Genomic DNA, 20,510 nt, shown 5'->3' with positions numbered 1-20,510 from the left:
TCAGTTCTGTCCGCAGAGTTGGCGCAGGCGCGCGGTGTCCAGGTGCTGCTCGACCAGGTCGGCCAGGCGCTCGATGTCGCGTTCGCGCAGGGCGTGGTAGTCGATCTGCTCGACCTCCTGCAGCCCGGCCCAGCGCAACAGCGCGGCGCAGCAATGCGGCGCCTCGAACAGGCCATGCAGGTAGGTGGCGAGGATCTGCCCGTCGGCGCTGATGGCGCCATCGGCGCGGCCGCCGTCGAGCAACACTGCCGGGCGCTCCAGCGCCGGCCCCTGGGTTACCCCGGCATGAATCTCGTAGCCGCTGATGGCCGCCTGCTCCAGCTGCAGGGTGCCGGCGACATTGCGCAGCTGCTTTTCGGCTTCGAGCACGGTGACAAAATCCAGCAGACCGAGGCCATCGCTGGCCCCCGCTGGGCCTTCCAGGCCCAAGGGGTCTTCCACCCGCTGGCCGAGCATCTGCAGCCCGCCGCAAATGCCCAGGACCTTGCCGCCGTAACGCAGGTGGCGACTGATCGCCTGGTCCCAACCACGCTCACGCAATTGCGCCAGGTCGCCGCGCACGCTCTTGGAGCCAGGCAAAATGATCAGGTCAGCGGGCGGAATCGGCTGACCGGGGCCGATAAACTGCAGATCGACCTGCGGGTGCAGGCGCAGCGGGTCGAAATCGGTGTGGTTGCTGATGCGCGGCAGCACCGGCACGATCACCTTGAGCTGGCGCCCGGCCTTGAGGCCCTGGCGCTGGTCGATACCGTCTTCGGCTTCCAGGTGCAGGTCCAGCACATAGGGCAGCACGCCCAGCACTGGCTTGCCGGTACGTTCTTCAAGCCAGTCCAGACCCGGCTGGAGCAAGGCGATATCGCCACGAAAACGGTTGATGACAAAGCCTTTGACCCGTGCCTGTTCGCTCGTCGAGAGCAACTCCAGGGTACCGACCAGATGCGCAAACACCCCGCCCCGATTGATGTCGGCAATCAGGATCACCGGGCAGTCGACTGCCTCGGCAAAGCCCATGTTGGCAATGTCGCCGGCACGCAGGTTGATTTCAGCCGGCGAGCCGGCGCCTTCGACCATCACCACCGGATAGGCCGCGCTCAGGCGCTGGTGCGAAGCCAGCACGGCCTGCATGGCGATGGCCTTGTAGTCGTGATAGGCCACGGCGTTCATGCTGGTGACCGCGCGGCCATGGACGATCACCTGGGCGCCGGTGTCGCTGTTGGGCTTGAGCAGCACCGGGTTCATGTCGGTGTGGGGCGCCAGGCCCGCGGCCTGCGCCTGCACCGCCTGGGCGCGGCCGATCTCGCCGCCCTCGGCGGTCACGGCACTGTTGAGCGCCATGTTCTGCGGCTTGAACGGCACCACGGCAATGCCCTGGCGCAACAGCCAGCGGCACAGCGCGGTCACCAGGGTGCTTTTGCCGGCATCGGAGGTGGTGCCCTGCACCATCAGGGTGGTCATGCTTGTTCCTTGCGGTAATCGCTGAAAGCCTGGGCCAGGCGCTGAAAGTCCGGTTCACTGGCCGGCAGGCCGAAACGCAGGCTCGGCGGCTGGCTGAACAGGCGCAGGAGGATGCCGCGCCGGGCCATGAATTCATGCAGGCGCGGCGCCTGCTCGGTGACCAGGTACTGGAACAGGTCGCAGCTGCCGCTGGGGGCGAAACCTGCCGCACTGAGCACCTCGGCCAGGCGCTGGCTGGCAGCGGCGCAGCGGATGATCTGCTGCTGATGGGCGGCGCCGTCGAGCAGGCAGGCCTGGCCGAGGATCCGCGTCGGGCCGCTGATGGTCCAGGGCCCGAGCTGTTCGGCGAGCAGTTGCAACAACTGGCGCTCGGCCAGAACAAAGCCCAGGCGTACGCCGGCCAAGCCGAAGAACTTGCCGAACGAGCGCAGCACGATCAACCCGCTGCGCTCGGCATGGGCGCCAATGCTGTGTTGCGGGGTGTTGTCCATGAACGCTTCATCAACCAGCAGCCAGCCGCCACGGCGGGCCAGGCGACCATGCCATTCCAGCAGTTGCTCGGCAGCAATCAGCTGCCCGGTGGGGTTGTTGGGGTTGACCACCACCAGCACGTCGAGGCTGTCGAGGTAATAATCGACCTGGTCCAGCGGCAACTCGCGCACCCGGTGCCCAGCGCGGCGCCAGCCTTCGGCGTGTTCGGCGTAGCACGGCGACAGCACCCCGACCGTGCCGGGGCGACGCAGGCGTGGCAAAGCCTGGATCGCCGCCTGGGAGCCGGCCACTGGCAACAGTTGCTCGACCTGATAGTAATCACGGGCCGCCTGCTCGAGGCCGTCTTCGGTTTCGGGCAAGCGCGCCCAGGCCCGCAGCGGAATCTCAGGGATGGAATAAGACCACGGGGCGATGCCGCTGGACAGGTCCAGCCAGTCTTCGCGGGCGATGCCGTATTGCTGCACTGCGCGTTGCAGGCGACCACCGTGTTCAAGCATAGAATTCAGCCCCCAGGCACAACAGCAGCAACCACAACCACACGCCCTGGCAAACCAGGCGCCAACCGCGTTCGATGGCGTCGGCATCGGCCTGCGGGCCTTCGCCCAGTTGCGGGCGCTCGTGCAGCTCGCCGTGATACACCGCCGGCCCGCCCAGCTCGACGCCCAGGGCTCCGGCCCCGGCCGCCATCACCGGCCCGGCATTGGGGCTGTCCCACAACGGCGCCTGGCGCCGCCAGCAGCTCAGGGCCAGGCGGGTCTTGCCCAGCAGCGCGTAAGTCAGCGCCACCAAGCGTGCCGGAATATAGTTGAGCACATCGTCGATCTTCGCCGCAGCCCAGCCAAAACGCTCGAAGCGTTCATTACGATAGCCCCACATGGCGTCGAGGGTGTTGCTCAGGCGATAGAGCACCACCCCCGGTACGCCGGCAACGACAAACCAGAACAGCGCGGCGAACACCGCATCGCTGCCGTTCTCCAGCACCGACTCGGTGGCGGCGCGGGCCACGGCGGTTTCGTCCAGCTCGCGGGTTTCGCGGCTGACCAGATAACCGACGCGCTGGCGGGCTTTTTCCAGGTCGCCCTGGCGCAGGGCTTCGGCCACCGGCGTTACGTGCTCGCCAAGGCTGCGCAGGCCGAGGGCGCAGTACAGCGCCAAAACTTCAATCAGCCAGCCAATGTACGGCAGCCAGGACAACAGCATGGCGATGAAGGTCAGCGGCACCACCGCCAGGAACCAGGCGCTGACGCCGTGGCTGCGCCAGCCACGGCCGCCGGCATTCAAGCGCTGTTCCAGGCGCCCGGCCAGGCGCCCGAAGGCTACCAGCGGATGCCGGCGCTTGGGCTCACCCAGCAGCGCATCCAGCGCCACCCCGGCCACTGTCAGCAACGCCACGCTCATCAAGACTCCCCCCACTGGTTTTCAAACAGCATGTCGTGCAGCGGCCGCGCTGTGGTCCAGCCTTCAAGCACCAGCATCGGCGCCGGGTAAAATTCGTGAACCGGGCCCAGGCAGAGGATTGCCAACGGCTTGGCACCGGCCGGCATGCCGAGCAGCTCGGCCAGGGCCCGGGGCTCGAACAGCGACACCCAGCCCATGCCCAGACCTTCGGCGCGGGCCGCCAGCCACAAGTTCTGGATCGCACAGGACAACGACGCCAGGTCCATCTCCGGCAAGGTCCGGCGGCCGAAAATGTGCGCTTCGCGCCCATCCATCAGCGCCGCCACCAGCAGCTCGGCGCAGTCGTTGATGCCTTCGACCTTGAGTTTCATGAAGTCATCGGAGCGCTCACCGAGCGCCTGCGCTGTACGCAGGCGCTCCTCTTCCACCAGGGCCTGGATCCGCTGGCGCAGTTCGCGCTGGGTGATACGGATGAAACGCCAGGGCTGCATCAGCCCGACGCTGGGCGCCTGGTGCGCGGCCTCAAGCAGGCGCGCGAGCAACTCGGGGGCGACTTCGCCGCCACTGAAGTGACGCATGTCGCGACGCTCGCCGATGGCGCGGTAGACCGCCGCACGTTCGGCCTCGGTAAAAGCATGTTCAGTCATGGACACAGCAGCGCCGCCGACGCCTGGGGGTTGGAAGCAAAATAGAAATGCACGTAGGAGGCGGTCAAGCGCCCCTGGCGGTACACCGCCTCGGCACCACGACCACCGTTGGGGCTCTGGCCGCGGGCAACCGGCTCAAGCTCGGTATGGGTCAGCGAATGATGATAGGTGTGCCCGCGCAAGGTGCCTTCAGGCAGTTCTACGGCCTGCAGGGCCAAGGCGGCCAGGCGCTTTTGCATCACTGCCTCGCCTGCCAGCAGGCCGAGCAGTTCGGCACGCTCGCCGGCAACATCGGTGAGCGCATCGAGCAGGTAGAGCATGCCGCCGCATTCGGCGAGCAACGGCTTGCCGGCGTGGTGATGGGCGCGGATAGCCTCGAGCATCGGTGTGTTGGCCGCCAGCGCCTGGTGATGCAATTCGGGGTAACCGCCGGGCAGGTACAGGCTGTCAGCGGCTGGCAAGCTTGTGTCATGCAGCGGCGAGAAAAACGCCAGCTGCGCGCCCATGGCCCGCAGCAGGTCGAGGTTGGCGCCATAGGTAAAGGCAAAGGCTTCGTCGCGGGCAACCGCAATGCGCACGCCTTGCAGCAACGGCTCGATGGCAAACTCGGTCGGCGCGGCAAAGCGCACCGCTGGCGGCAACGCCGCATCGCAACTGGCGCCCAGGGCCGCTGCGGCAGCATCCAGCCGCGCATCAAGGTCGTTCAGTTCACTGGCTTGCACCAGCCCCAGGTGACGGCTCGGCAATTCGATGCCGGTTTCTCGCGACAGCCCACCGTACCAGCGCAGCCCCTCGGTCAGGCTGCCTTCAAGCAACTGGGCATGGCGCAGGGTACCGACACGGTTGGCCAACACCCCGGCAAACGGCAGGTCCGGCTGATAGCGCGCCAGGCCCAGGGCCAGGGCGCCGAAGGTCTGGGCCATGGCGGTACCATCGATCACCGCCAGCACCGGCACGCCAAAATGCCGGGCCAGGTCGGCGCTCGATGGCGTGCCGTCGAACAGGCCCATGACCCCTTCGATGAGGATCAGGTCGGCCTCGCCCGCCGCCTCCCACAATAGCCGGCGGCTTTCCTGCTCGCCGACCATCCACAGGTCGAGCTGATACACCGGCGCACCACTGGCGCGCTCGAGGATCATCGGGTCAAGAAAGTCCGGGCCGCACTTGAACACGCGGACCTTGCGCCCCTGGTTGCGATGCAGGCGCGCCAGTGCGGCGGTCACCGTGGTCTTGCCCTGGCCGGAGGCCGGGGCGGCGATCAATACCGCCGGGCAATGGCGCGCATCACTCATAGTTCGACGCCCTTCTGGGCGCGGATGCCGGCCTGGAAGGCGTGCTTGATCATGCCCATTTCGGTGACGGTGTCGGCCAGTTCGATCATTTCGTCTTTGGCCGCGCGACCGGTGACGATCACGTGCTGCATCGGCGGGCGCGCCTGCAGGTCGCTGAGCACCTGGTCGAGGTCGAGGTAGCCGTGCTTGAGGGCGATGTTCAGTTCATCAAGCACCACGAAGGCGATCGACGGGTCCTGGAGCATCTGCCGCGACACTGCCCAGGCAGCTTCGGCGGCGGCGATGTCGCGCTGGCGGTCCTGGGTTTCCCAGGTAAAGCCCTCGCCCATCACGTGGTAGCGCACCTGCTCGGGAAAGCGCCGGAAGAACAGCTCTTCGCCAGTGCTGTTGCGGCCCTTGATGAACTGCACCACGCCGCACTGCATGCCGTGGCCCATGGCCCGGGCGAGCATGCCGAAGGCCGAACTGCTCTTGCCCTTGCCGTTGCCGGTAAGTACCAGCAGCAAGCCGCATTCGTTGGGCGAGTTGGCGATGCGCTCGTCGATCACGGCCTTTTTGCGCTGCATGCGCGCCAGGTGGCGTTCGTCGCGCTCGGTGGATTCAGTCATGAGGTTCTCCGCAAACCACTGTCGGCCGATCTCACCGAACGCAGCAGCCGACGGCTGCTCAGCGTATCGAAGGAACGGGTGTGACAGATGAATGGATATGGCAGACGGAAAACGCGCAGGGCTGCGGCACAGGCCGGAGGAACCGCGCATCACCCTCCGTGATGCCGTTGGCTGTTACAGGCCGGTCTCCGGGCTTGTGAGCGGGGCCATCGACACCCGGGGCTGCGCGCCTTCCCGGGCATGAATGCCCAGTGGCCCTGCACAGCCTTGACTCACCTACCGTTGCGGGGGCAGCGCCGGATTCGCGCGTTTTACGCGCCCACCGGCTTCCCTGTTTCACCCTGCCAGGCCATCGCCTGCAGAGCACCTGAAACAAGTCGCGAAGGTTAGAGGGTTGCACCCGGAGCGTCAATGAAAGGCGCTGCACTGGCCTGGATCAATGGCGCCTTTGTCATCTTGTGCAACACTGACTTCAGTGATATCAAATAGCCATACCTCGGCTGTACTCGATCACAACTATAAGGGAGAGCAGCATGCAAGGCCTGATCATCAATAATGCGCGCCTGGAGTTCCTGCGCCCGGCCCTGGAACGCTGGGTCGATTGCATCGACCGCTTCAACCAGACCCTCGGTGACGGTGAGGCGCCCTATTGGCACGGCGCCCAGGCCAACCTCGGGCTGCTCTCGGCCGCCGCCTGGCAGGCCGAGCTGGTGACCCTGCAGCAGCACCAGAGCAAGAAGCAGCGCGATGACGGCGATCGCGAAGGCCGCTGCGACCTGTACATCGCCAACCGCGAAGAGGCCGCCTACCTGCAGGCCAGCCAGCGCTGGCCACGCATCGCCAAGCTCGACCTGAATAACGCCCTGGGCGAAACCGTCCAGGCTGCTCGGCAAATTGCCGCGCCCAGCCAGCTTAAAGTCGCTGCGCTGTTCGCCAGCCCCTGGAAAGCCGGCCAGCACGCCAGCCCCGAAGAGCTGCAGGACCTGGTCGACGACCTGCAAAAGCATAACGCCTGCGCCATCGCCTGGTACTTTCCCTACGCCTACCGCAAGCTGCACAACGAAGCCGGCCAGTATCACCCCGGCATCGCCCTGTTGCTCAAGCAGGCCTGACCCGGGGAACCTCCCACCCCTGGCGTGCCTCTACTGGCAATAGCGGCCATCATTGCGAGGGAAACGACATGGGTATCAAGCCGATTGCACTGCTGCTGGCAGTGACTGCGGGGTTAAGCGGCTGCGGCGAGAACGCCCGCCTTGAGGTCAGCGACGGGGTCGGCCCGTCGCCGCAATTGCCCGAACCGAACAAGACCCTGATCCCCACCGTCAACATCGCCCCCGCCATTGGCTGGCCCCAGGGCATGACGCCCAAGGCCGCGCCCGGCACCCAGGTGGCGGCCTTCGCCGCAGGCCTGGACCACCCGCGCTGGCTCTATGCCCTGCCCAACGGCGACATCCTGGTGGCTGAAACCAATGCTCCGCCCAAGCCCGATGACGGCAAGGGCATTCGCGGCTGGGTGATGGGCAAGGTCATGGACCGCGCCGGCGCCGGCGTGCCCAGCGCCAACCGCATCAGCCTGCTACGCGACAGCGACCACGACGGCGTGGCGGAAACCCGCACGACCTTTATCGAGAACCTCAATTCACCGTTCGGCATGGCCCTGGTCGGCAATGACTTCTACGTCGCCGACACCGATCGCCTGCTGCGCTTTCACTATGAACCCGGCGCGACTTCGATCAAGGGCCCGGGTACAGCCGTGGCCGAACTACCGGGCGGCACGCTGAACCATCACTGGACCAAGAACGTGATCGCCAGCCGTGACGGCAAGAAGCTCTACGTCACCGTCGGCTCCAATAGCAATGTCGGCGAGAACGGCATGGACCAGGAAAAAGGCCGCGCGGCGATCTGGGAAGTCGACCCGGCCAGCGGCCAGACGCGGATCTTCGCCTCGGGCCTGCGCAACCCCAACGGCCTGGCCTGGGAGCCGCACACCGGACAGCTGTGGACCGCAGTCAACGAGCGTGACGAGATCGGCAGCGACCTGGTGCCCGACTACATTACCTCGGTCAAGGATGGCGGCTTCTATGGCTGGCCCTACAGCTATTACGGCCAGCACATCGATCAGCGGGTCAACCCGTCTGATCCGAACCTGGTGGCCAGCGCCATTGCCCCGGACTATGCGGTGGGGCCGCACACGGCGTCGCTGGGCCTGACCTTCGCCGAAGCAGGGGTGCTGCCGGCACCGTTCGAGCAAGGCGCGTTCATTGGCCAGCATGGCTCGTGGAACCGCAAGCCGCACAGTGGCTACAAGGTGATCTTCGTACCCTTCAGCACTGCCGGCAAACCTGCGGGCAAGCCGATCGACGTGCTCAGCGGGTTTCTCAATGATGAAGGCAAGGCCATGGGCCGGCCGGTCGGGGTGATCAACGATCAGCGCGGCGGCTTGCTGGTAGCCGATGATGTCGGGAACACGATCTGGCGGGTGAGCAAGGCCCGGTAAGCCGGGGGAGCTCAGCGTTTGCGGCAGAGGGTCAGGCCATCGCCAATCGGCAACATCGACAGGTCCACCCGCAGGTCATCCTTGAGTTTTAGGTTCAATGCCTGGATGGCCCGGGTATCTTCGCTGTCCGGCTTTTGCTCAAGCACCCGCCCGCTCCACAAGGTGTTGTCGAACAGTACCAGCCCGCCCACTCGCAGCAGTCGCAGGGCCTCTTCCAGATAGTGCGGGTAGTTGGCCTTGTCGGCATCGATGAAGATCAGGTCATAGCGCGCTGATGGCAGTGTCGCCAGGGTCTGCAACGCCGGTGCCAGGCGCAGCTCGATGCGCTCGGCGATCCCTGCTTCCTGCCAGTAGCGCCAGGCCACGGCGTTGTAGCTGCCCTCAAGGTCGCAACAAAGCAACTGCCCATGCTCCATGGCCTGAGCCATGCAAAAAGCGCTGTAGCCGGTGAAAGTACCCACCTCGATCACCCGCTCGGCACCGATCAGGCGCACCAGCAGCGCCAGCAACTGGCCTTGCTCCGGTGCCACCTGCCAGCGTGCTTCGGGCAGGGCCTGGGTTTCTTCACGCAAACGGGCGAGCAACGGCGTCTCGCGCAGCGACACGCTTTGCAGGTAGTGGTAGAGGGGGTCGTCGAGGTAGAGCGTCTGGGCGGTCATCGTCTACCTCGCACAGGTCAGGGGTTGCGCGCCAGGTGCGCTGGCTGCAGCACCCGCTTGGCGTTCAGGTAGGTCTTTTGCCAATAGCTGTTGGACAGGTAGTCCAGGCGCACCGTTCCGCCGGTGGCCGGGGCATGGACGAAGCGCCCTTCGCCGACATAGATACCGGCATGGCTGACCTGCGAGCCACCATTGGTGGCAAAGAACACCAGGTCGCCGGACTGCAGGTCGTTGCGCTCGATGCTCGGTGCGCGGATGCCGATCATCTCCCGGGTCGAACGCGGCAACGAGATGCCCGCAGCATCACGATAGACGTAGCCAATCAGGCCGCTGCAGTCGAAACCCGAATCCGGGGTGTTGCCGCCCCAGCGGTACGGCGTGCCGACCAGGCCGAGGGCGCGGAACAGCACGTCTTCGGCAACCGGGGAGAAATACACTTGCGGGGCCATGACTGCCGGCTCGACCACTTTACGCGGGGCCGGGGCATGACTTGAGCAGGCACCGAGCAGTGCTGCGAGGGAAAGTAGAGCGAAGCGCGCCATCATCGCCATGGTCAGAACATCCTGTCTGAAGCCGCTTCGGCCAAGAGCCGAAAAGAGTTGAGAATTTAGATTAGACGCTTTCTGTAAACACGCACGGCGACGAGCTTTTCAGCTACGTCGCCGTGGTCAAACCTGTCGAAGGATCAGTTGCGCGAGAGCGTGGTCGCGGCCGGAGCCATGGCCAGTGCACGCTTGGCTTCGATGAAGGTCTTGCTCCAGTAGCGATCACCGAGCTTGTCGATGCGCACGCCACCGCTGCGGCGGCTGCTGGAGTGGATGAACTGATCGTCGCCGAGGTAGATACCGGCGTGGCTGACGCGGCCGCGACCATTGGTGCTGAAGAACAGCAGGTCGCCTGGCTTGAGGTTGTTGCGAGCAACCAGCGGGGCCTTGACGTTGATCATTTCGCGGGTAGAGCGCGGCAGGTTGAGGCCGGCTTCTTCGCGGAACAGGTAGCCGATGAAGCCGCTGCAATCAAAGCCGGTGTTCTCGGAGGTACCACCGAAACGGTAGCGGGTACCGATCAGCGACATGCCGCGCTCGAGAATGTTGTCGGCCAGGGCTGGCAGCTGGTAAGGCTTGCTGCTGGAGAAATCTTGCAGCTCTTCTTCGGTGGCCAGCTCTTCCTCGAACGTCGCCTGGACGGAGGACTTGGTCGAAACCTGAGCGGAAACCGGTTGCTGCTGAACCTGCTGCTGCGATACGGGACCGGTGGTCGCGCAGCCAAAAAGCAGGGTCACGAGTGCGAGGGGCACGAGGGGTGCGAAGCGATTTAGCATGGGCACGACCGTGTCTGGAATTTAAAGAAGTCGAGACTATGCCTTCTATCGCATCGATTTGCAAATTCAATCGAAAAAAATGTGACTTTTATGTGCCGAGGCTCTAGCCCCTGCCTTACCAGCCCAAAGTTTCTTTCAAGAACGGGATGGTGAGCTTGCGTTGAGCCTGCAAAGAGGCCTGGTCGAGGCGCTCAAGCAGGTCGAACAGTGCGCTCATGCTACGGGTGCCACGGGTGAGGATGAAGTGCCCGACCTCGTCGGTCAGGTGCAGGCCGCGGCGCGAAGCACGCAATTGCAGGGCGCGCAGCTTGTCTTCGTCCGACAGCGCACGCATCTGGAAGATCAGCGCCAGGGTCAGGCGCGACTTGAGGTCGGCGAGCTTGATCGGCAGTTCGCGGGGCGAGCTGGAGGCAGCCAGCAACAGGCGCCGACCACTGTCGCGCAGGCGATTGAAGAGGTGGAACATGGCCTCTTCCCACTCCGGCTTGCCGGCAATGACATGCAGGTCGTCGAGGCAGACCAGTTCGTACTGTTCGAGGTTGTCGAGCAATTCGACGCCGCGATCGAGCAATTGCGCCAGGGGCAGGTACACCGCCGGTTCACCCAGTTGCTCGAAGCGCAGGCAGGCGGCCTGCAGCAGGTGGGTGCGGCCCACGCCCTGTTTGCCCCACAGGTAGATCAGGCTTTCGGTCCAGCCGGCGTCGGCTTCGCAGAGTCGCTCGACGTAGCCCAAAGCGGCGGCGTTGGCACCCGGATAGTAGTTGATGAAGGTGGCGTCATCACGCAGACGCACACCCAGGGGCAACTGGATCGGTTTCATGCTGGCTGGGCAGTTCCGGGGAACCGCAAGGGGCCTTTTGTGAAAAGTCTGCAAAGTTTATACCCGTGGAGCCCCTCGCACAATCGGCGCAGACCACAAGTAAAATCAAAGGCTTGCATTAGCGGGTAAAGGCCAATGCAAGCCAGGTGCTATCAAGCTAGAGATCCGGGTCGATTTCACCCGCGTAGATATCCGACTCTTTATACAGGTCATGCACATGGCGCAGCAGCACCATGATCACCGCCGCCACCGGCAAGGCCAGCAACACCCCGGTAAAACCGAACATCTCGCCACCGGCCAGGATCGCGAAGATCACCGCCACCGGGTGCAGGCCAATGCGATCGCCCACCAGCAGCGGTGTCAGCACCATGCCTTCGAGCGCCTGGCCGACCATGAATACGGCTGCGATGCCAAGCAAAGGATAAGGGTCGCCGCCAAACTGGAACAGCCCGGCAATCATCGCCGCGCCGATACCAATAATGAAGCCCATGTACGGCACGATCGCCGCCAGACCCGCCAGCAGGCCGATCAGCAAGCCCAGCTCCAGGCCCACCAGCATCAGCCCCGAGGCATAGATGATACCCAGGGCCAGCATCACCAGCAGCTGGCCACGGACGAAGGCGCCCAGCACTTCGTGACACTCACCGGCCAGGGCCACCACTCGTTCCTCGCGCTGGCGCGGCAGCAGGCTGCGGATCTTGGCCATCATCAGGTCCCAGTCGCGCAGCAGGTAGAAGCTCACCACCGGGATCAGCACCAGGTTGGCCAGCCAGCCAATCAGGGCCAGGCCCGAAGCAGTGGCCTGGGACAGGATGACCCCGACGATGTCGGTGGTCTGGCCCATGTGCTCGCTGATGGCGGCCTTGATCTTGTCGAACTTCCAGAAGCCGTCGGCCAGGCCCAGGCGCGTCTGCACCCAGGGCAGGGCCTGGTGCTGCAGCCAGTCGAGCATCTGCGGCGCCAGCTCATACAGGCGCACCAGCTGTTTGGCCAGCATCGGCACCAATACCAGCAGCAACAAGGTCAGCAGCAGGGTGAACAGGGCAAACACCACCACCACACCCCAGGTGCGCGACAGGCCGGCGCGCTCCAGACGGTCGACCAGCGGATCGGCCAGGTAGGCCAGCAAAATGCCGACCAGAAACGGCGAAAGAATCGGGTGCAGCCAATACAGCAAGGCCGCGCACAGCAGCGCCCCACCTACCCATACCCAGCGACGTGTATCAGTCATGAACGGCTCCCGGCCAGGTCAGGGTTTACCAACGAAAACGCAGCCCGTTGAAAGGTTGCGGGGCGGCGGCCTGGGTTGCCCCGGGGTTGGCCGGATCGACGGCTGCAGGTGCCGCGGGCGCATCGGCCGGCAGCTCCTGCAACTTGGCCAGGCCCAGTTGCGCGCGCAACTGATCGCTGTTGCCGGTGACCTGATAGGTCAGGGTATCGCCCTGCACCACCTTGAGCCGCGCGCCGTAAGGCTCGAGCACCCGGCCCAGTTCGGCATAACGTTCCAGGGTCATGCCCTGGACCTGCACCTGCATTTCGCTGCTGGCCCCTGGACGGGCGACGAAGCGCGGCGCCAGGCGGTTGCTGACGGCGAGCATCACGGCATCGGCCAGGGCCGCCTGATCAGCGCCCTCGGCAGTGCCCTGCTCGCGCTGCTCGCCCAGCCACAGGCGCCACTTACCCTGCCATTTGCCATCGGCTTCGCTGGCGTGCACCGCCAGCAAGGCATCGGCGCCGTAGCGCTCGGAAGCCTCGCGCAGCGGCGCCGGGTCGGTGCCTTCAAGATTCTTGCCGGTTGCCACCAGTTGCTCCTGCAGATCGGCCAGCGGCAAGCGCAGCGGCAGGCCGCGGTGCTGGGCGGCGCGACGCAGCGGTTCGGCGCTGCCCTGGCCGTCACCAACCAGGTTCGAACCTTCGACGCTGTCGTTCAACCACCAGCCGAGGATCGCTGGCCGGTTATTGCCCCACAGGGCCAGGCCCGCCTGACGCAAGGCGCGCTCGGTGCTGCCCGGGTCGAAGTCGACCAGCACGGTTTCCGGCGGGCCGGCCTCGAAGCCGAACTGGCTGATGATTTGTTGCGGGTCTTTGCGCAGCGCAGCCAGGCCCGGGCTTTGCACAGCCTTGGCGTCGCCGGTCAGGCGCAACACCAGGGTTTCGAGGGCTTTTTCGGTGGCCTGGGTACGGGCTTCGGCGCCCTGGCCGGTGACCGGTTCGCGGACCTGATAAAGGCCGGAGAGGGTTTCGGCCTGAGCCGAGAGGCCGAACAGGGCCAGACAGCCGGCGGCCAGGTAATTACGCAAACGCATGGAGGATTCCTGTCCAGGTAATAAAGAAGCGTGGGCGACAAAAACGGACGCAGCTCAGACCGCAGCACCCGGTAAAACATTCAACCGCTGGCGGCAAATTGCGCCCATCGCCTTTGCTATACCTTATACAGCCTGCGCCGTGGCAACCAGTCGCGCACTGTTAAAGCGTATTTTTCGCAACATTTAAGGCCCTGCCCGTCGGCCTGAGGATGGCCGCTACCGGGCAACCCTGATAAAATCGCGCGCCTTCGCAGACCGGCGACGGTCAGGCAGCCGGATTCCCTCCGCCTTGCCTGGCAGGTCACGGTCGATTCCCCTGAATCCCTCCCCCCTAAAGGCCTGGATCATGAGCAAGCAACCCTCCCTGAGCTACAAGGACGCCGGTGTAGACATCGACGCCGGTGAAGCATTGGTCGAACGCATCAAAGGCGTTGCCAAGCGCACGGCGCGCCCGGAAGTCATGGGCGGCCTGGGCGGTTTTGGCGCCCTCTGCGAGATCCCGGCCGGCTACAAGCAGCCGGTTCTGGTCTCCGGCACCGACGGCGTCGGCACCAAGCTGCGCCTGGCACTGAACCTGAACAAGCACGACAGCATCGGCCAGGACCTGGTCGCCATGTGCGTCAACGACCTGGTGGTCTGCGGTGCCGAGCCGCTGTTCTTCCTCGACTACTACGCCACCGGCAAACTCAATGTCGACGTTGCCGCTACCGTGGTCACCGGTATCGGCGCTGGCTGCGAACTGGCTGGTTGCTCCCTGGTCGGCGGTGAAACCGCTGAAATGCCAGGCATGTACGAAGGCGAAGACTACGACCTGGCCGGCTTCTGCGTTGGCGTGGTAGAAAAAGCCGAAATCATCGACGGCTCCAAGGTTGCCACTGGCGACGCGCTGATCGCCCTGCCATCGTCCGGCCCGCACTCCAACGGCTACTCGCTGATCCGCAAGATCATCGAAGTTTCCGGTGCCGACATCGAAACCGTCCAGCTCGACGGCAAGCCGCTGACCGAACTGCTGATGGCCCCGACGCGCATCTACGTAAAGCCGCTGCTCAAGCTGATCAAGGACACCGGCGCGGTCAAGGCCATGGCCCACATCACCGGTGGCGGCCTGCTCGACAACATCCCGCGCGTCCTGCCAAAAGGCGCCCAGGCTGTGGTTGACGTGGCCAGCTGGAATCGCCCGGCGGTGTTCGACTGGCTGCAACAGCAAGGCAACGTCGACGAGCACGAAATGCACCGCGTATTGAACTGCGGCGTCGGCATGGTCATCTGCGTCGCCCAGGACCAGGTCGACATCGCCCTGAAGGTCCTGCGTGAAGCCGGCGAGCAGCCATGGGTCATCGGCCAGATCGGCATCGCCGCCGAAGGCGCTGCCCAGGTTGAGCTGAAGAACGTCAAGGCACACTGATGCCGAGCAAGACCTGTGATGTCGTGGTGCTGTTGTCCGGCACCGGCAGCAACCTGCAAGCATTGATCGACAGCACCCGCACCGGCGACAGCCCGGTGCGGATCTGCGCGGTCATCTCCAACCGCGCCGACGCCTATGGCCTGCAGCGCGCCAAAGACGCCGGTATCGCCACCGCCGTGCTCGACCACAAGGCCTTCGACGGCCGCGAGGCATTCGACGCGGCACTGGTCGAACTGATCGATGGCTACCGCCCGCAACTGGTGGTGCTGGCCGGTTTCATGCGCATCCTCAGTGCCGGCTTTGTCCGTCACTACCAGGGCCGCCTGCTGAACATTCACCCTTCCCTACTGCCCAAGTACAAGGGCCTGCACACTCATCAACGAGCGCTGGAAGCCGGCGATGCCGAGCATGGCTGCAGCGTGCACTTCGTCACCGAGGAACTCGATGGCGGACCGCTGGTCGTACAGGCAGTGATACCGGTAGAGTTGGATGACACGCCAGAACGTCTGGCACAGCGGGTTCACAGCCAGGAACACCTGATCTATCCGCTGGCGGTGCGCTGGTTTGCCGAGGGCCGTTTGCGCCTGGGCGAGCACGGTGCTCTACTGGATGGCCAGCCTCTGGCGGCCAGCGGCCACTTGATTCGACCCTAGGAGAAATTATGCGTCGTGCCCTGCTCTTCGCTCTCGCCGTGCTCGCGCTGCCGTTGCAGGCAGCCGATCTGAAGCCATTCTCGGCCAGCTACACCGCCGACTGGAAGCAACTGCCCATGAGCGGCACTGCCGAGCGCAGCCTGAAAATGAACGCCAACGGTACCTGGGACCTCAACTTCAAGGCGTCGATGATGATCGCCAGCCTGACTGAGCAAAGTACCCTGAAGCTGGACAAGGACACCCTGCTGCCCCAGACCTACCACTTCGAACGTGGCGGCCTGGGCAAGGCCAAGAAGGTCGATCTGGATTTCGACTGGAGCAGCAAGAAGATCACCGGCACCGACCGCGGCGACGCGATCAACCTGCCGCTCAACCGCGGTGTGCTGGACAAGTCCACCTATCAACTGGCCCTGCAGCATGACGTGGCAGCCGGCAAGAAGAGCGTGAGCTACCAGGTGGTCGATGGCGACGAGATCGACACCTACGACTTCCGCGTCCTGGGCAGCGAGAAAGTCACCACCAAGACCGGCCAGGTCGATGCCATCAAGGTCGAGCGCGTGCGCGACCCGAGCCAGAGCAAGCGCATCACCGAGCTGTGGTTCGCCAAGGACTGGGATTACCTGCTGGTGCAACTGCGCCAGGTCGAGACCGACGGCAAGGAGTACGTGATCGTCCTGCAGGACGGCACGGTCGACGGCAAGACAGTCAAGGGCAACTGATTGCCTGACTGCTGGTAACACCCGAAACCCCGCCAAGTGCGGGGTTTTTTTACACCCTTGGCAGGAGCGGGCTTACCCCGCGATCGCAGGCTACCCGTCACATCGCATCGCGGGGCAAGCCAGCCCCCACAGGGACATGAAAGATGTTTCATGCGCCGTTTATTTACTTAGCCTGCTAACAAATTCTATAAAAGAGACCTGCGACACGGTGCCGCAGTTAACTGAAAGTGGAGTTTGCAGATGACTGTCAAAGTAACTGAGCGCGACGAAAGCAAAATGTCTCACGAAGGCCTGGCTGCGGGCGTGCGCATCTGGGATGTGCATCAGCAGGGTGAGCTGGTCGGCATGTTCCACAACGAGCATGAGGCCCACAGCTACCGCATCGAGCTGGAATACCTCGAGAACAGACGGCAACAGCAATAACCCCCTCCAGAAAAAACAAACCCCGCCGAAGCGGGGTTTGTCGTCTTTACCACATCAGATCGTCAGGGATCACGTAGGCCGCGTACGGATCGTCGGCATCCGGCTCTTCAACCTGGGTGTTGAGCAGGACAATACGCTGCGGGTCGCGCTCCTGGATCTTCAGCGCCGCTTCACGAGGGATCACTTCGTAACCACCGCCATGGGCCACGATGGCCAGCGAACCGCTGCTCAGCTTGCTGCGCATCAGGGCGTTGACCGACAGACGCTTGACCTTCTTGTCGTCGACGAAGTTGTAGTAGTCCTCGGTGGTCAGCTTGGGCAGGCGCGAGACTTCGATCAATTGCTTGACCTGGGCGGCGCGGGCCTTCTGCTCGGCCTTCTCCTGCTGCTGGCGGTTGAGCTCCTGGTCGCGCTTGGCTTTTTCCGCCATGGCTTCCTTGGCCAGCCGCTGCTGGGTATCGTCGACCTCGACCTGGCCTTTGTGCTCCAGGCGCTTTTGTTTCTTCTGATCTTTACTGACCTGCTTGACCTGTTTCTGGTTGACCAGACCGGCCTTGAGCAATTGGTCGCGAAGGGAAAGGCTCATCGTTCACTCACTTATGCAACAGCTCAGCCGCAGCTGGGCAGGTTCTTTTCTTGACGTTTGGCTTCGCCCCAGAGCGCATCCATGTCTTCGAGGGTGCAATCTTCAATCGGACGGCCTATGTCGCGCAATGCCTGTTCGATAAAACGGAAACGTCGCTCAAACTTTTTGTTCGCCCCGCGCAGGGCGTTTTCCGGGTCGACCTTCAGGTGCCGGGCCAGGTTGACCGCCGCGAACAGCAAATCGCCAAGCTCGTCGGCCAGGGCCACGCTGTCGTCGTCGGCCATGGCCTGCAGCACTTCGTCGAGCTCTTCGCGAACCTTGTCGAGCACCGGCAAGGCGTGTGGCCAGTCGAAACCGACCTGGGCGGCACGCTTTTGCAGTTTGGCCGCCCGCGACAAGGCCGGCAACGCGGCCGGCACGTCGTCGAGCAACGACAACTGCTCGGGCTCGCCCTTCTCGGCGCGCTCCTGGGCCTTGATCTGTTCCCAGCGCTGCTTGACCTGGGCTTCGTCGAGCTTGGGTGTGTCGAGGGCAGCGTAGAGTTCACCGCTTGGGAATACGTGCGGATGGCGGCGGATCAGCTTGCGGGTGATGCTGTCGACCACGCCATCGAACTCGAAACGGCCTTCTTCGCGTGCCAGCTGACTGTAGTAGACCACCTGGAACAGCAGGTCACCGAGTTCGCCCTGCAAGTGCTCGAAGTCGCTGCGCTCGATGGCGTCGGCCACTTCGTAGGCTTCTTCGAGGGTGTAGGGGACGATGGTCGCGTAGGTCTGCTTGAGGTCCCACGGGCAGCCATGCTGCGGGTCGCGCAGGCGGGCCATGAGGTGGAGCAGGTCGTCTAGGGTATACATCTTGGGTTCCTTATCGCGGGTCAAGCCCGCTCCCACAGAGGATGCCTGCAGGAGCGGGCCTGGCCCGCGATAGCAGTCTTACGGCGTACGGTTACGCCGCGTCTCGATGATGTTCGGCAGTTGCGAAATCCGCCCCAGCAGGCGCCCGAGGGCATCCAGGCCAGGAATCTCGATGGTCAGCGACATCAGTGCGGTGTTGTCTTCCTTGTTCGAGCGGGTGTTGACCGCCAGCACGTTGATCCGCTCGTTGAGCAGGACCTGGGAAACGTCACGCAGCAAGCCCGGACGGTCGTAGGCACGGATGATGATATCCACCGGGTAGGTCTGTACCGGCACCGGCCCCCAGCTGACCTGGATGATCCGCTCCGGCTCGCGCCCGGCCAGTTGCAGCACCGAGGCGCAGTCCTGACGGTGGATGGTCACGCCACGGCCCTGGGTGATGTAGCCAACAATCGCATCGCCCGGCAGCGGCTGGCAGCAACCGGCCATTTGCGTGAGCAGGTTGCCGACGCCCTGGATCTGGATGTCGCCACGCTTGCCCGGCTTGTAGCCGGTGGCCTTGCGCGGCACCAGCTCGACATGATCGCTGCGCTCGGGCTCGACCAGTTGCTGCGCGGCGTTGACCAGGTGCGCCAGGCGCAGGTCCCCGGCGCCCAGCGAGGCGAACATGTCCTCGGCGGTACGCAGGTTGGCTTTTTCCGCCAGGCGTTCGAAGTCGACCTGCGGCAGGCCCAGGCGGTTGAGTTCGCGCTCGAGCAGGGTCTTGCCGGCGGCGACGTTCTGGTCGCGGGCCTGCAGCTTGAACCAGTGGACGATCTTCGCCCGCGCCCGCGAGGTGGTGACGTAGCCCAGGTTCGAGTTCAGCCAGTCGCGGCTGGGGTTGCCGTGCTTGCTGGTGATGATCTCGACCTGCTCGCCGGTCTGCAGGCTGTAGTTGAGCGGCACGATGCGGCCGTTGATCTTCGCCCCGCGGCAGTTGTGGCCGATCTCGGTGTGCACCCGGTAGGCAAAGTCCAGCGGCGTGGCGCCCTTGGGCAGGTCGATGGCGTGGCCATCGGGGGTGAATACGTAGACCCGGTCCGGTTCGATATCAACGCGCAGCTGTTCGGCCAGGCCACCGATGTCGCCCAGCTCCTCATGCCACTCCAGCACCTGGCGCAACCAGGAAATTTTCTCCTCGTAGTGGTTGGAGCTGGGTTTGACGTCGGTGCCCTTGTAGCGCCAGTGCGCGCAGACGCCGAGCTCGGCCTCTTCGTGCATGGCATGGGTGCGGATCTGCACCTCGAGGACCTTGCCCTCAGGGCCGATCACCGCGGTGTGCAACGAGCGGTAGCCGTTTTCCTTGGGGTTGGCGATGTAGTCGTCGAACTCTTTGGGAATGTGCCGCCAGAGGGTGTGGACGATACCCAGCGCGGTGTAGCAGTCGCGCATTTCCGGGACCAGCACGCGCACTGCGCGCACATCGTAGATCTGGCTGAATTCCAGGCCCTTGCGCTGCATTTTGCGCCAGATCGAATAGATGTGCTTGGCCCGGCCGCTGATGTCGGCGTTGACGCCGGTGGCCAGCAGTTCGTTCTGCAGCTGGGTCATCACGTCGCTGATGAAGCGCTCGCGGTCCAGCCGGCGCTCGTGCAAAAGCTTGGCGATCTGCTTGTACTGATCGGGTTCGAGGTAGCGGAAGGACAGGTCTTCCAGCTCCCACTTGATATGACCGATGCCCAGTCGGTGGGCCAGCGGTGCGTAGATATCGAAGACTTCGCGGGCGACGCGATTGCGTTTCTCGTCGTCGGCGCCTTTGACCGCGCGAATCGCGCAGGTCCGCTCGGCCAGCTTGATCAACGCCACGCGCACGTCGTCGACCATTGCCACGAGCATCTTGCGCAGGTTCTCGACCTGCGCCTGCGAGCCCAGCACCAGCGACTGGCGCGGGCTGAGACTGGCACTGATGGCAGCCATGCGCAGCACGCCGTCGATCAGTTTGGAGACCACCGGGCCAAAACGCTGGCCGACTTCAGCCAGGGTCACCTTGCCTTCGCGCACGGCGCGGTAGATGACCGCGGCGACCAGCGAGTCCTGGTCGAGCTTGAGGTCGGCCAGGATTTCAGCGATTTCCAGGCCGGCCTGGAAACTCGACGTACCATCGGCCCAGGAATGCTTGGCCGGGTTGCCCTTTTTTTCGATGTCCTGGGCGAACTCGCAAGCGGCCTTGAGGGCCTCCCGGTCCAGCGCCAGGTCGACGCTCACCACATGATCCAGCCATGCTTCGAGATTGATACTGCCGTCGGTGTTGACCGGCTGGTGCACTCTCACCTGTACCATCTTTGTTTACCTTTCCCTACAGCGCATTCGCGATGCGCTTGAAATCACTGGTGCTG

General features: G+C 64.3%; 21 protein-coding genes and 1 riboswitch. Of the genes, 6 read left to right on the top strand and 15 right to left on the bottom strand.

The features are described from left to right. The 6 genes from JYG36_RS07350 to cobO are packed head-to-tail and all read right to left on the bottom strand — an operon-like array spanning position 1 to position 5,892. Positions 1-1,455 (bottom strand): cobyric acid synthase, encoded by a 1,455-nt coding sequence (locus JYG36_RS07350; RefSeq protein WP_045195538.1) that lies wholly within the window; start codon positions 1,453-1,455, stop codon positions 1-3. Further along, the gene (cobD, locus tag JYG36_RS07345) at positions 1,452-2,444 is read right to left on the bottom strand and encodes a threonine-phosphate decarboxylase CobD (protein ID WP_093380313.1); all 993 of its coding nucleotides are present in this window, start codon (positions 2,442-2,444) and stop codon (positions 1,452-1,454) included. The genes JYG36_RS07350 and cobD overlap by 4 nt, the downstream gene beginning before the upstream one ends. Next, positions 2,437-3,345, bottom strand: a complete 909-nt coding sequence (gene cbiB / locus JYG36_RS07340) for an adenosylcobinamide-phosphate synthase CbiB (protein WP_045195541.1) — start codon at positions 3,343-3,345, stop codon at positions 2,437-2,439. Before cbiB ends, cobD begins: the two co-directional genes overlap by 8 nt. After that, the gene (gene bluB / locus JYG36_RS07335) at positions 3,345-3,998 is read right to left on the bottom strand and encodes a 5,6-dimethylbenzimidazole synthase (protein ID WP_176794226.1); all 654 of its coding nucleotides are present in this window, start codon (positions 3,996-3,998) and stop codon (positions 3,345-3,347) included. The genes cbiB and bluB overlap by 1 nt, the downstream gene beginning before the upstream one ends. After that, positions 3,989-5,284 (bottom strand): cobyrinic acid a,c-diamide synthase CobB, encoded by a 1,296-nt coding sequence (locus JYG36_RS07330; RefSeq protein WP_093380310.1) that lies wholly within the window; start codon positions 5,282-5,284, stop codon positions 3,989-3,991. Before JYG36_RS07330 ends, bluB begins: the two co-directional genes overlap by 10 nt. Beyond that, positions 5,281-5,892, bottom strand: a complete 612-nt coding sequence (cobO, locus tag JYG36_RS07325; protein WP_010220352.1) for a cob(I)yrinic acid a,c-diamide adenosyltransferase — start codon at positions 5,890-5,892, stop codon at positions 5,281-5,283. The genes JYG36_RS07330 and cobO overlap by 4 nt, the downstream gene beginning before the upstream one ends. 162 nt (positions 5,893-6,054) lie before the next feature. Beyond that, positions 6,055-6,278: riboswitch (cobalamin riboswitch) on the bottom strand. Positions 6,279-6,425: 147 nt separating this feature from the next. Between cobO and JYG36_RS07320 the strand changes: the two genes are divergently transcribed. Next, positions 6,426-7,004 carry a hypothetical protein gene (locus tag JYG36_RS07320; RefSeq protein WP_045195550.1) on the top strand — a complete coding sequence of 193 codons (579 nt, stop codon included), beginning with the start codon at positions 6,426-6,428 and terminating at the stop codon, positions 7,002-7,004. 68 nt (positions 7,005-7,072) lie between these two features. Then, the gene (locus tag JYG36_RS07315) at positions 7,073-8,389 is read left to right on the top strand and encodes a PQQ-dependent sugar dehydrogenase (RefSeq protein WP_045195552.1); all 1,317 of its coding nucleotides are present in this window, start codon (positions 7,073-7,075) and stop codon (positions 8,387-8,389) included. A gap of 11 nt (positions 8,390-8,400) precedes the next feature. Here the strand turns inward: JYG36_RS07315 and JYG36_RS07310 are convergent, their stop codons facing one another. From JYG36_RS07310 to JYG36_RS07285, 6 genes are all read right to left on the bottom strand, one after another. Next, on the bottom strand, positions 8,401-9,048 hold the full coding sequence (locus JYG36_RS07310) for an O-methyltransferase (RefSeq protein WP_213603475.1): 648 nt from the start codon (positions 9,046-9,048) through the stop codon (positions 8,401-8,403). Positions 9,049-9,065: 17 nt separating this feature from the next. Beyond that, positions 9,066-9,599: a C40 family peptidase gene (locus JYG36_RS07305; RefSeq protein ID WP_093380304.1), complete on the bottom strand. Its 534-nt coding sequence runs from the start codon at positions 9,597-9,599 to the stop codon at positions 9,066-9,068. A gap of 134 nt (positions 9,600-9,733) precedes the next feature. Continuing rightward, on the bottom strand, positions 9,734-10,369 hold the full coding sequence (locus tag JYG36_RS07300) for a C40 family peptidase (protein ID WP_045195558.1): 636 nt from the start codon (positions 10,367-10,369) through the stop codon (positions 9,734-9,736). Between the two features lie 115 nt (positions 10,370-10,484). Then, on the bottom strand, positions 10,485-11,189 hold the full coding sequence (gene hda, locus JYG36_RS07295) for a DnaA regulatory inactivator Hda (RefSeq protein WP_010220358.1): 705 nt from the start codon (positions 11,187-11,189) through the stop codon (positions 10,485-10,487). Between the two features lie 157 nt (positions 11,190-11,346). Then, the gene (locus JYG36_RS07290) at positions 11,347-12,420 is read right to left on the bottom strand and encodes an AI-2E family transporter (protein WP_045195560.1); all 1,074 of its coding nucleotides are present in this window, start codon (positions 12,418-12,420) and stop codon (positions 11,347-11,349) included. A 25-nt stretch (positions 12,421-12,445) separates the two neighbouring features. After that, positions 12,446-13,495 carry a DUF2066 domain-containing protein gene (locus JYG36_RS07285; RefSeq protein ID WP_093380302.1) on the bottom strand — a complete coding sequence of 350 codons (1,050 nt, stop codon included), beginning with the start codon at positions 13,493-13,495 and terminating at the stop codon, positions 12,446-12,448. A 346-nt stretch (positions 13,496-13,841) separates the two neighbouring features. Here JYG36_RS07285 and purM point away from each other — a divergent pair, with 346 nt between their 5' ends. The 4 genes from purM to JYG36_RS07265 all read left to right on the top strand — a co-directional run bounded on the left by purM (position 13,842) and on the right by JYG36_RS07265 (position 16,695). Continuing rightward, positions 13,842-14,900: a phosphoribosylformylglycinamidine cyclo-ligase gene (purM, locus tag JYG36_RS07280; protein WP_045195563.1), complete on the top strand. Its 1,059-nt coding sequence runs from the start codon at positions 13,842-13,844 to the stop codon at positions 14,898-14,900. Further along, positions 14,900-15,553 carry a phosphoribosylglycinamide formyltransferase gene (gene purN, locus JYG36_RS07275; RefSeq protein ID WP_093380297.1) on the top strand — a complete coding sequence of 218 codons (654 nt, stop codon included), beginning with the start codon at positions 14,900-14,902 and terminating at the stop codon, positions 15,551-15,553. The genes purM and purN overlap by 1 nt, the downstream gene beginning before the upstream one ends. 8 nt (positions 15,554-15,561) lie before the next feature. After that, positions 15,562-16,272 (top strand): DUF3108 domain-containing protein, encoded by a 711-nt coding sequence (locus tag JYG36_RS07270; RefSeq protein ID WP_195884837.1) that lies wholly within the window; start codon positions 15,562-15,564, stop codon positions 16,270-16,272. 240 nt (positions 16,273-16,512) lie between these two features. After that, complete coding sequence (locus tag JYG36_RS07265; RefSeq protein ID WP_038993913.1) at positions 16,513-16,695, top strand: hypothetical protein; 183 nt, start codon at positions 16,513-16,515, stop codon at positions 16,693-16,695. 46 nt (positions 16,696-16,741) lie between these two features. Here the strand turns inward: JYG36_RS07265 and JYG36_RS07260 are convergent, their stop codons facing one another. The 3 genes from JYG36_RS07260 to relA form a co-directional block, all read right to left on the bottom strand. Continuing rightward, positions 16,742-17,281, bottom strand: a complete 540-nt coding sequence (locus tag JYG36_RS07260; RefSeq protein WP_045195569.1) for a DUF2058 domain-containing protein — start codon at positions 17,279-17,281, stop codon at positions 16,742-16,744. Positions 17,282-17,304: 23 nt separating this feature from the next. Next, positions 17,305-18,135, bottom strand: a complete 831-nt coding sequence (gene mazG / locus JYG36_RS07255) for a nucleoside triphosphate pyrophosphohydrolase (protein ID WP_093380294.1) — start codon at positions 18,133-18,135, stop codon at positions 17,305-17,307. A 78-nt stretch (positions 18,136-18,213) separates the two neighbouring features. After that, positions 18,214-20,454 carry a GTP diphosphokinase gene (relA, locus tag JYG36_RS07250; protein ID WP_213603474.1) on the bottom strand — a complete coding sequence of 747 codons (2,241 nt, stop codon included), beginning with the start codon at positions 20,452-20,454 and terminating at the stop codon, positions 18,214-18,216. Positions 20,455-20,510: the final 56 nt, after the last annotated feature.

The organism is Pseudomonas sp. SORT22, from assembly GCF_018417635.1.
Taxonomy (GTDB): Bacteria; Pseudomonadota; Gammaproteobacteria; order Pseudomonadales; family Pseudomonadaceae; genus Aquipseudomonas.
This window is presented reverse-complemented; position numbering and strand designations above follow the sequence as displayed.